We start from the raw sequence: 11528 nt of genomic DNA on the forward strand, positions 1-11528 counted from the left end.
AAAATATTAGAAATACGCTCTAAGTTGAATACTTCCTGTATGAATTGTACTGTTGTTTTCACTATTTCTTCCTAAATAAGATACGTTAAGATCTAAGTATTTTGTTAATTTTTTTTGCACCAAAAGAGACCAAGTATAATTATCGCCAGGCTGTAAACCACTGAGTAGTTGATATCCAACAGGCGAAAAAGCATTTCCTGTAAAATCATTTTTAAAATAATTAAATTCACCTGTAATAGATACCTGTTGTTTGTTGGCGTACATAAAAGAAACCCCTAATTTTTGTTGAGTTAATATTTCTTCTCCAGAGGTGTTTTCTTGATCATTTAATAAATAAAATACGCTAARCTGTGTTTGAGATGAAAGTAAATAAGAAAGTTTGGGTTCGATCTTATACCCTTCTAAGATGTAATTTCTATTGCTAAAGTTTTCAGAAATACTTTCTGTAGTAATGAGCTCGTTCTTTAAGTCAAAAAGCCATGTTTTTGCCATTTTGTGAGCAAATGTTAATTGATGACTATCTACACTATTTTCCTGAAGTCCGGTTACTTGTAAGTTGGTGTTTTTTGTGGAAAGAAATGTATAAGAAGTAGTGTAGTGCTGTTTTCCTCTATTAAAGAATAAGGTGTTCCTAAAACTCAAGTTGAGGGCTAATTCGTTTTCATTGCTACGAAACGGATTGATATCAAAAGAACTGTTATCACGTAGATTTTTACGGTCTACGATATAGGAAGTTTGATTGTAAAAATGTGACAGTAATTTTTTCGTTTTATTTTCTGATCCTGACCATGAAAGAGGATTTAGCGTAATAATTTGACTAAGTCTATTTTGATGGGTTTTAACGAAAACCTGATTGGGTAATAAAACTCTTAAATAAATAGCTTCATCCGTAAATTGCGCAATTTCAAATTCTTCTAATTCTTGTACTCCATTATTGTTATAATCATTCCAAGTATACGTTCCTTGTCCTGGATCTACTTGTACATATGTAAATTCTTGTTGAGGTAATGTTCCACTATTGGTTTCTAATACAGTGTTCCAATTGATTTTACCGCCAAAAAACCGTTGATTGTAAAGTAATCTAGAATTCAATGATTGCTCATCTTCTCGATTGATATCTTCATTATCTAAAGTTCTGTAGTTAACAAATAATGACAACTGGGTATTTTTTGTGTTTAATAGATTAGATTTTAAAAAGTATGTATTAGAGGTGCTTATTTTGTCTAATAGATTATTTCTTACACTATCATTAATACGATGTCTATATCCAATTTCTGCATAGATTTTGGTGCTGTCTCCTACTCCGCTATATATTTCATAAGATTTAAAACGTTGTGTGTTTAGGGTAAAGGTTTGGTCACTTACGTTGATTTCTTTATTCTCCTCTGTAGCTATTTTAGCACCGATCCAGTTTTTAGGAAAACTATAGGTAAATGTACTATACAGCCGAAAGAACCTAGCATCTAGGGTTTCATTTTTACTATTTAATAAACTGGAGTATACAGCAACTCCTAATTTATCTAGATTTAGTTCAGTACTTAGAAAATGTCTATTTCCATTGTAGTTTTCAGAAAAATTAAGATGTTGGAAAGAATACCTCGTAAAGCCTTTTTTTGGATGAATAAGTTCCAAGCCAGAAGTGAAAAATTGTTGATCCCCAAGTGGATTGTTCAAGTTCCAATCTCGATTAAATTCTACGTTATAAATTCGTTCAATACTTTTAAATTCTTTCTGAATATAATCTCCATTAGCAAAAGCATTCATAGTCCAGCTACTATCTCTAGAAAAGATATTCTGTTTTATTTGAAGTCTTCCAGCAACACCATCATTATCATCATCATCGATATCAGAAAATAGATTCAGGTCATTTTTACTACCGGAAATTTCAAAGGATATAGCTGTTTTCTTGGTAGGAACATAAGACCCTTGCACAACAGCGGTTTGAAGTTTTGTAGGAGCCACAAGTTGTACAATAGGAGCATAATTACCTTGTGGAACACCATTGATAGGAGGCACATATTCGAAAATCCTACTAATCGTATTTACATCACCAACAATATAATCTCCTTGATTATCTCCTACTAAGGAAAATCGTACATTAAATAATTCATCCTCGGGATTATTGGAAAACACAAAAACTTCTTGCCCATTGATCATATCTCTTCTATACAGAATTTTATTTTCGCTAAAAACGTCTGGAACAGCCGACGGAGAAATCATTTGTGTAGTATTGTCACCAGCGTTGGATAAAATTTCTTTTTGAGGATCACTTAAATTTTGTTGTAAAGGTTGATTTTTTGCATCATTTTCAGAATATACAAAGGCACCGATTTTTAGTTTCTCACTTGTATGTTCCCCACCACCATACACGATAATTCTGGAGTAATTCCGCTCAGTAGTTTGGTATTCGATAGATATTCGCATATCAGATGTAATGGGATAAGTAGGGTTAAAACGAACTTCGCCAGCATTGTAATCAATAATATAGTCTTTATTTTCTCCTCGTTCTAATAATAAACCATTTACATATACACGCTCACTACCGGATACAATAAGAATAAATAGTTCTCCATTTGGTCCTGTTAATTTATACGGACCTTGATTTCCTTCTTGTCCGGTAAATTGACTTCTGGTAAAAACACCTCTAACCAATGCACCCGAAGCAAACAAACCTGTTTTAGATTCTGGGTGATTCAAAGTTCCATTGATAGAAATACCTTGTACATTTTTAGTAAATCTATTAAAGTAACTAGTGGTGTTTTGTAATTGTACATCACCAGCTCTCACATTCCAATTTTTACTGTAGAGTTCAATAAAGACTTGGTCAAATTCATCAAGATTTTGCGAATATCCACTTTGTTGTACAGGTACATTAGCATCCTGGATAGAAGCTCTTAAGGAGATATTGTCACTTATTTTTCCAGAAATTTGTAAGTCCAATTCAGAGTTTAAAACGGTATTTTGGTTACTACCTACGGTAACTCCTCTAGATATACTACCATTGGTAGTGAGTCCATCAAAAGGCGTAAACTCTTTTTTATTATTCGCTTCAGATAAGCTGTATAGTTTTTGCAAATTCCCACTTTCTTCAACAATAATCGACGGATCAAATTCAAAATACTTTTTAGTCAAGAAATCAGGGTATCGATAGTATTGTAAGGTAATTGAATCATTTTGCGATTTTATTTTTGGAGATACTATTACAGATGCATTTTCAAAGTTCACGTTGTATAATGTACTGTCTATAACGGAGCCTTCTTTGGAAAGTAATTTGAACTTAAAAGAATTAATACTTACAGAATCTATATGAATAGTATCAGTAACAGGTACTTTTTTACTTCTGAAATTTCCAGAAATATCTTGCCCATATGCACCATAAGTGCTAACAAATAATAAAAAACCTAAAACCGTAAAAATGCGCATCGATACAAAACTAAAGTTTTTCAGAAATAGAGGCACGCCAAGCCTTTAAATTACTATGATTTGTGCAACAACTATTGATTGGAAAGGTTTTTATAATAGCGATAACGCTAAATATAGTGGTATGTTTTGTGAATTCGTGGGTATTTAAACAAAAATTTATGATAGATAGCATAGATAAAAAGAGTTGGTGGCAAAAAAATAGGGGTTGGGTTTTAGGTCTTTTAGCATTGATAAGTGGTTTTTTTATTACAATATTAGTGCTGCTAGGAAAACCCATTGGAGATTTTACAAAAGCCGTAGTGGACCCTTCAGTATATAGAAATGCCTTTGAAATAGTACAAGAAGATCAACGTGTAATCGCGTTATTAGGAGAGCTGAAGCCAATAAGGGTTTTTGAGTTGCTTGAAGGTGAAGTTCGATATACAGAAAAGAATAAGGCTATTATGACTGTTGGTATCAAGGGATCTAAACAAAAAGGGAAATTAGATATTGTTGCTAATAAATCCAATAATACTTGGCATTATGAAATGATTAGAATAAGAACTAAAAAGCCAAAGAAGATGATTGAAGTTTTTGGAGAATGAAAATTAATAACTGTTTTGTCATTCCAGCATAGGCTAGAATCTATAATTGTGATTTTAGAATTTTGTTGTAGAACGGAAAACAAAAGTATTAAGATTCCCTTATTGAAACTTGTGTTGAGCTTAGTCAAAGTAGGAGCTAGAGATGTGTTTTTAAGAAAGTTTAAATGCTAACCAAGCATACTAAAAATTTCTAGTTTTTGCTTTTTGGAGCAAGCTGAAATACTATCTCTCTTAAGAGAGAAATCTATTCTTGAGGTTTTAAAAGATTAGCAGCTAATATGTGAAAAATCAAAAATTTAAGGTAACATTTTGCTCCACTTGGGTACCAAGTAATATAAGATATAGTAATCTCAAAAGTAATTTTCCAGTATCTTGGTAATGCTTTTATAAACCATATCCCTATGAAACCACTAAAAACCCTCGTCATTTTTGTATTGTTTACCCATTTTGCATTTTCTCAAAATACAGTTAAACAAGATACATTACAAGCCTTTCAATATTTTAAAAAGGCAGATTCTTTATTAGTGGATCGAAAGTTAGATAGCTCCATTGTTTATTTTGAAAAAGCACTACCTATTTATGAAAAATCAAAAGCATGGGAGAGAGTAGTTGGTTGTTATAATGGGATTTCTAAAAGCTATTTCGAATATTCAAAATATGATGCATCATTAAAATCAGCTGAAATTGCGTTAAGCATCTCTAATAATTATTTGGATGTAAGTAATTTAGAAAGGGCTAGAGCATGTAATAACCTTGGACAATACTACTTAAAAAAAACAAATTGGAAAAAAGCTAAAGATTATTTCAGAATTGCCAAAGGTGTATTTACTTCTAAAAATAAAACTTCAGGAATTATTGAGTCCTATAATAATCTGGGTCAAGTTTACTTGGCAGAGAATGATTTTACTTCTGCAGAAGAGGAATTTAAAAAAGCTATCAATGTAGATAAAAGTGAAGACAATTCTTTTCTGGCGTTTTCATATAACAATTTAGCTAGGATTTATTATATAAAAGCAAAGTATGAGGTTTCTATAGAATTTATGAGTAAGGCAATATTTTTAGAAAAAAGGAGATTGGGAGAAGATCACCCACAAATAGCTAGATACTACAATAATATTGGAACCATTTATGAAAGATTAGGAAAAGATGAAGAAGCGTTGGCCTATTATAAAAAAGCCTTAGCTATTCAATTACAAGTTTCAGGAAATAGTCATAGTAGTATAGCATCTTTTTATAATAATATTTCTAAAATCTTATATAAAAAAGGAGACCTTGATGGTTCAATAGAATATTTGGAAAAGGCAATAGAAATAGCCAAACAAGTCTATGGAGAGGATAACTTGAAGCTTGTGAATTATTATAGTAATATTTCTTATAAATATGGAGATAAAGGTAAGTTCCAAAAAGCTCTTTTTTATACTAAGAAAGCTCTAGAAATTTCTTTTAAGTTTAATGAAGTTGATAGTTACTATGTTGCATCGACGTACAATAATATGGCTTCTATTCATATGGCTTTAGGCCAATATGAAAAGGCCTTACACTATTCAATTAAATCTAATGAGATTAGAGAAAAATTATTTGGCAAAATTCACCCAGATGTTGCTACTTCGTATTTAAACTTAGGTCAAATTAGTTTTTTAAAAGAAGATATGAAGCAAGCATTGTCATATTTTAAAAAATCCGAAAGGATTAAGGTTAAAACCCTTGGGAAAGACCATTTAGATCTTGGCAAAAACTATTTTGATATTGGAGAACTATATTTAAAAAACAAACAATATGATTCTGCTTTGTACTATCAAAACAAGGCATTAAAAGTTTATAAGAATAATGTATATGAAAAGGATTATAGGGTTTTAAGAACTTATTGTCAAATAGGAAATTCTTATCGAAAGAAAAAACAGCTTAAACAAGCAATGTCCTATTATGATATGGTTTTGGATTTTGACAAGAAAAAATCTTTAAATAAATTAATTGAGAATAGTGATTTTAATACCTTAAAAGCATTGTTGTATGCGTATACTGGTAAAGGTGGAGTATACAGAGATCTTTATTTTAAAGAAAATGATATTAATTATCTTAAAAATAGTATTGATAATTACAAAAATGCTGACACTTTGGCGATTACAACAAGACACTTTTTATTTGGCTATAAAGAGAAGTTGCTCGTTTCCGAAGCTGTAAAAAAGATGTATGGAGGAGCAATACAATCAACTTTACAATTATTCGTAATTAATAACGATCCGAATTTACTACAAAATGCTTATGAATACTCTGAAAAAAGTAGATCCAGTGTTTTAAAAGATTTGCTGCAAGACTCAAATGCTAAAAGCTTTTCAGGTTTATCTCCTGATTTGATTGAATTAGAAAAGAGTGTTAAGATTGATAAAGCCTACTACGAGTCTAAGGTTAATGAACAATTATCAAATGTAAAAATTGATTCAACAAAATTATTTACCCATCAAAGCAAACTCTTCGATATTTCTCGTCGGCAAGATTCTTTAACTGAAGTTTTAGAAAAAAACTATCCCAAATACCATCAGCTTAAATATGATAATGAAGTGATTTCTGTAACTGAAGTACAACAAAAATTGGATGATCAAACCACTTTATTAGAGTTTTTCACTGCCGATAGCACTACTTATGCTTTCACTATTTCAAAGAGTAACATCGCTGTAAAAGAACTATCAACTTCAAAATTAGAAGAGCAGATTAAAGAATTTCAAAGTGCTATTACCAAGGATTATGAGGCCTATAAAGAAATTTCGTATGAACTCTATGAAACATTAATTGCTCCGATCCGAAAAGAATTGGTAGGTAGCCAATTGATTATTGTGCCAGATGGTCCCCTTTGGCACCTTAATTTTGATTTGTTATTGACTGGAGAAAGTGCTTCTAACAATCCTACAAACTGGCCATACTTACTGAAGGATTATGCAATATCTTATGCCAATTCTGCAACTTTATTGTTTAGAGATAAACTGGAGCAAGAACCAGATTCCAAAACCTTGCAAGAATGCTTGGCATTTTCCTTTTCAGGAGAAGATAATGCTACAACAACCACAAATGTACGTTTACGAAGTCTACGAGGTTCAGGTACTGATCTACCAGGAACGCGAGAAGAAATCGGTGCCATTGCAAATATTGTAGATGGACAATATTTCTATGGTTCAGAGGCTACAGAACAGAATTTTAAACAGCATGCAGGTGCTTATAATATTTTGCACCTTGCCTTACATGGAGATGTAGATAATGAGCGGCCAGAAAATTCTAAGTTATATTTCACAAAAAGCAAGGACACTGTAGAGGATAATTATTTATACAGTCATGAATTATTTGCCTTAGATATTCCTGCAGAACTAACTGTTTTGAGTGCCTGTAATACAGGAACTGGCAAAATTGCAAAAGGAGAAGGAATCATGAGTTTAGGAAATGCGTTTCAATATGCAGGAACCAAAAGCTTATTGTTAACCAACTGGGAAGTTTCTGATGAAACCACTCCTAAAATCATGGAGTATTTTTATCGAAACTTAAAAGACGGTAAAAATAAAGCAGAAGCATTGCAGCAGGCAAAGTTACAGTTCCTTACGACTACCAATCAAGAAACGAATCATCCCTATTATTGGGGAGGATTTTACCTATTAGGTGATACTGCTGTCATTGAGTTGCAAAATGATACTTCAAAATATTGGTGGATTGGGTTTGGTGTTTTAGCATTGATCTTAGTAAGTTTGTTTTGGTACAGAAAAAAGAATGCTTTGACAACTAGTCAAGCACAATAATAAACCTAAAATAGAGCTTGTGAAAATAATATCGTATAACGTAAATGGAATCCGTGCAGCCTTAAAAAAAGGATTTATAGAATGGTTACAACAAGCAGATCCAGATGTCATCTGCTTACAAGAAATCAAAGCAAATAAGGAACAGCTAGAACTGGATGTTTTTGCAGAAGCAGGATATTCCTATAATTATTGGTATAGTGCTCAGAAAAAAGGATATAGCGGTGTTGCTATTTTATCTAAAACAGAACCGAAACATATAGAATATGGTACTGGAATTGACTATATGGATCATGAAGGTCGTAATCTACGTGCTGATTTTGATGGAGTTTCCATAATGAGTATGTATCTACCTAGTGGGAGTAATCTAGATCGATTGGATCATAAGTTAAAGTATATGGCAGATTTTCAGGAATATGTTAATGAACTTAAAAAAACATATCCTAATCTGGTTGTTCTTGGAGATTATAATATCTGTCATCAGGCAATAGATATCCATGATCCGGTGCGTAATAAGAATGTATCGGGATTTTTACCAGTGGAAAGAGAATGGATTGGCAATTTTATGGAGAGTGGATTCATAGATTCCTTTAGGCATTTTAACTCAGAACCTCATAATTATTCATGGTGGAGTTATAGAGCCAATGCCAGAGCAAATAATAAAGGTTGGCGATTAGATTATGGAATGGTTGCTGAACCTTTAAGAGATAAATTAGAACGCGCAGTGATTTTATCAGAGGCTAAACATAGTGACCATTGTCCGATTATGGTAGAATTAAACGTATAAAAAATAGTACTAAGAATTGTCGTACTAAATTGTCACACTAAGCTTGTCGAAGTGTTATATTAGTATAGTAAGAGGTTGTCAGTGTTCGACTTGTTCGCCTATAGAGGAAGCTCAGACTGACAGAAAAAACAAAAAATATGTTACAAAGAATTTTAATAATCATTTTTATCGGAACGTTTGCTACTTCTTGTGTTTCTTCTAAAGTTCACAAAGAATTGGAAGGCAAGTATGCAAGGTTGAAAAGAGAAAATCGAACCCTACAGGATAAGTATAAAGCGTTACAAAAAACAAGTGATGCTGATAAGCTGGCAATGGATCAGCTGAATGAAGTGTACGAAAAAACAAAAGCGGAAAGAGATGAGTTACGCACTAAATATGATGCCCTTTCTTCGAACTATGAAAATCTGAAAAACTCCTATGATGCTTTAGGAAAGAATAGTGCTGCTGCGCTAAATGCAAATAATAAGAGAAATAGAGAGCTATTATCACAATTAGAAGAAAAAGAGAGAACCTTAGCGGCAGAACGTAATCGATTAGAGAAGCTACAAAGAGATTTAGACAGCCGTTCTAAACGTGTAGATGAATTAGAAGGATTGATTGCTGCCAAAGATGCTAAGATGCAAGCATTAAAATCTGCTATTTCTAAAGCCCTTCGAAATTTTGAAGGAAAAGGACTAACTGTTGAAGAAAGAAACGGGAAGGTGTATATCTCTATGGAAAATAAACTGTTATTTGATTCGGGTAGTTGGGCAGTAGGTACGCAAGGAAGACAAGCCGTAAAGCAATTAGGATCTGTTCTTGGAGAGAACCCAGATATCGCAGTACTGATAGAAGGGCATACCGATAATGTACCGTATACCGGTAACGGACAACTAAAAGGAAACTGGGATCTTTCTACCAAGAGAGCCACTGCCATTGTAGATTTATTATTAAAGAATCCACAAATAGATGCACAAAATCTTACTGCTGCAGGAAGAGGAGAATACTCACCAGTTGCTTCTAATGAAACATCAACAGGTAAAGCTAAAAACAGAAGAATAGAAGTGATTCTAACACCTAAGTTAGATGAAATTTCTAAGCTGCTAAATGATATATAATTTGATATATCTGCATAAAAAAAGCGCTCAAGTTGAGCGCTTTTTTTATGTTTGGATTTTGAAGATTATTTACCTCCTCCATCAAATAAATTTCCTAAAATTTCTTCTACGTCAGCATCTTGATTGACTCTTAGCTCTTCTTTTAATTTAAGGAGTTTTGCTTGAAAAGTTTCGATTACTCTTTCAGAATTCATCTTATCTAACAAAATAGATTTTCCACTAGAAGTCAATAGCGTATATTGATAATGCTTTAACTCTTTTGCTTTCTTTGGATCTAATTTTTGTTCAACAGAAATAGTCCCTTTTGCTGTTGTAATAGATATCACACTTCCTTGCGCTGTAACTTTATTTGTTTGTTCATTGAGATCTGTGGCAAGACTATATACTCTCTCGAAAATTTCGGGAAGTTGTTTCCAATCTTCTTGAGCCTGTGTAGTTACTCCAGCGCCTACTAAGAATAAAAGTAGCATTAGTTTTTTCATAATATTTGGGTGTTATAAATTTAGTATCAAAACTACGTATTTGATTTCACGTATTCCAAAACGGAATAATTATAGATTTATTATTAAAGTTATCTTAAAAAATAGGGTTTAAAATAACCATTTTAATTTGAAGTTTCCAAAAAGTGTGCCATGAATTTAGAGGTCAAAAATAAAATCCTTAAATATGCATATAGTAAAACCTATAAAAATCAGGAAAACAGATAACAAAAGAACAGTATCAGACGTTTATAATACCCAGATCAATTTAAAACTATGAAACAAATGAAGAAGACACCCATTTTTATACTACTAGTATTGTGTGTATTTACGGGAGTAAGTCAGGAAAGCGAAGAAGAAGAGTATAATGAGGAAGAAGAAACCCAAAGTGATGAATATTCTGAAGATGGTGAAGAGCAGGAAGAAGAAGAAGATCAAGGTAGTTATTTCGATTTCTATCAATATTTTGATTTTACCAATGATGAGTATTCCAATGTGCTGGATAAGGTAAATGATATGGAACCCGAAGATGAAAACTTGTTATATAAGTTTATTGTAGAGGTTCAGCAGGATCAAGTAGTAAAAAGACGCTTGTTTGATGAGTTGGTTACAAAGCCTAAGAAAAAGAGTCGCTATAAGGGAAAAGATAGCCCAGGTTTTACCTGTATTCTAAAAGGACTTATTGAAAACAAATCGGTATATGACGCTATTATGAAAGATGGCCGTGCTTCAGAGAGTCATGCGCGAAATGCCGCAGCACTTTCAGAGAGAATTGTTCGTAGAAAATGTGGCGTTTCAAAAAAAGCGAATAAACAAATAGATAAACAAGAAGACAAACAAGATGATTATGATGATGAAGATGACTATGATGAAGATGATCAGTAGTATTCTTATCTAATCTCTATAATAAAAGATCTTTAAAAAAATAGCTATATTTGCAATGTACGAAAGTACAAGTTCTTTGTAAAAACCATACTCCATAGTTTTTGAATTAAATATTAATTTTTAAAACTATGATTATGAATTGGAAAATTCAAAAACTATTGAATGGCGAGACGATTGTCTCCAAAGAACCTGGTAATTCTATGTTACCTATTTTACAATCTAAACAACCTGTTGTTTTAGAACCCGTGAATTGGGAAGACTGTGAAGCAGGAGATATTGTTTTTTGTAAAGTAAGAGGAAACTGTTTTACACATTTAGTAAAAGGAAAAAATGTAAAACGAGGATTACTAATTGGTAATAACCGTGGTCGCATCAATGGATGGACCAAAAATGTTTATGGTAAAGTGATAGAAATATTACCAATGTCATAAATGAATGTAGCGCAATAAGCGCTTTTTTTATTTAAGAACTTTTCTTAATGCTCTGAGAGCAAATTC

The 11528-nt window shown here is 32.3% G+C and carries 8 protein-coding genes; 6 read left to right on the plus strand and 2 right to left on the minus strand.

What is annotated here, in order from left to right; all coding sequences use genetic code 11:
* Positions 1 to 6: 6 nt before the first annotated feature.
* A complete protein-coding gene (locus GBO31_RS10150; RefSeq protein WP_219008221.1) occupies positions 7 to 3423 on the minus strand; it encodes a hypothetical protein in 3417 nt (1138 codons plus the stop codon).
* A gap of 158 nt (positions 3424 to 3581) precedes the next feature.
* Between GBO31_RS10150 and GBO31_RS10155 the strand changes: the two genes are divergently transcribed.
* The 4 genes from GBO31_RS10155 (at position 3582) to GBO31_RS10170 (ending at position 9667) form a co-directional block, all read left to right on the plus strand.
* The gene (locus GBO31_RS10155) at positions 3582 to 4007 is read left to right on the plus strand and encodes a cytochrome c oxidase assembly factor Coa1 family protein (protein WP_219008222.1); all 426 of its coding nucleotides are present in this window, start codon (positions 3582 to 3584) and stop codon (positions 4005 to 4007) included.
* Positions 4008 to 4408: 401 nt separating this feature from the next.
* Positions 4409 to 7786 carry a CHAT domain-containing protein gene (locus GBO31_RS10160; RefSeq protein WP_219008223.1) on the plus strand — a complete coding sequence of 1126 codons (3378 nt, stop codon included), beginning with the start codon at positions 4409 to 4411 and terminating at the stop codon, positions 7784 to 7786.
* A 19-nt stretch (positions 7787 to 7805) separates the two neighbouring features.
* Complete coding sequence (locus GBO31_RS10165; protein ID WP_219008224.1) at positions 7806 to 8570, plus strand: exodeoxyribonuclease III; 765 nt, start codon at positions 7806 to 7808, stop codon at positions 8568 to 8570.
* 137 nt (positions 8571 to 8707) lie between these two features.
* Positions 8708 to 9667: an OmpA family protein gene (locus GBO31_RS10170; RefSeq protein ID WP_219008225.1), complete on the plus strand. Its 960-nt coding sequence runs from the start codon at positions 8708 to 8710 to the stop codon at positions 9665 to 9667.
* Between the two features lie 65 nt (positions 9668 to 9732).
* Here the strand turns inward: GBO31_RS10170 and GBO31_RS10175 are convergent, their stop codons facing one another.
* Complete coding sequence (locus GBO31_RS10175; protein ID WP_219008226.1) at positions 9733 to 10149, minus strand: hypothetical protein; 417 nt, start codon at positions 10147 to 10149, stop codon at positions 9733 to 9735.
* A 282-nt stretch (positions 10150 to 10431) separates the two neighbouring features.
* Here GBO31_RS10175 and GBO31_RS10180 point away from each other — a divergent pair, with 282 nt between their 5' ends.
* Both GBO31_RS10180 and GBO31_RS10185 read left to right on the plus strand, forming a co-directional pair.
* Positions 10432 to 11031 carry a hypothetical protein gene (locus tag GBO31_RS10180; RefSeq protein WP_219008227.1) on the plus strand — a complete coding sequence of 200 codons (600 nt, stop codon included), beginning with the start codon at positions 10432 to 10434 and terminating at the stop codon, positions 11029 to 11031.
* Positions 11032 to 11165: 134 nt separating this feature from the next.
* On the plus strand, positions 11166 to 11462 hold the full coding sequence (locus tag GBO31_RS10185; RefSeq protein ID WP_219008228.1) for a hypothetical protein: 297 nt from the start codon (positions 11166 to 11168) through the stop codon (positions 11460 to 11462).
* Positions 11463 to 11528: the final 66 nt, after the last annotated feature.

This window comes from Aquimarina litoralis, assembly GCF_019295435.1.
GTDB lineage: Bacteria > Bacteroidota > Bacteroidia > Flavobacteriales > Flavobacteriaceae > Aquimarina > Aquimarina litoralis_A.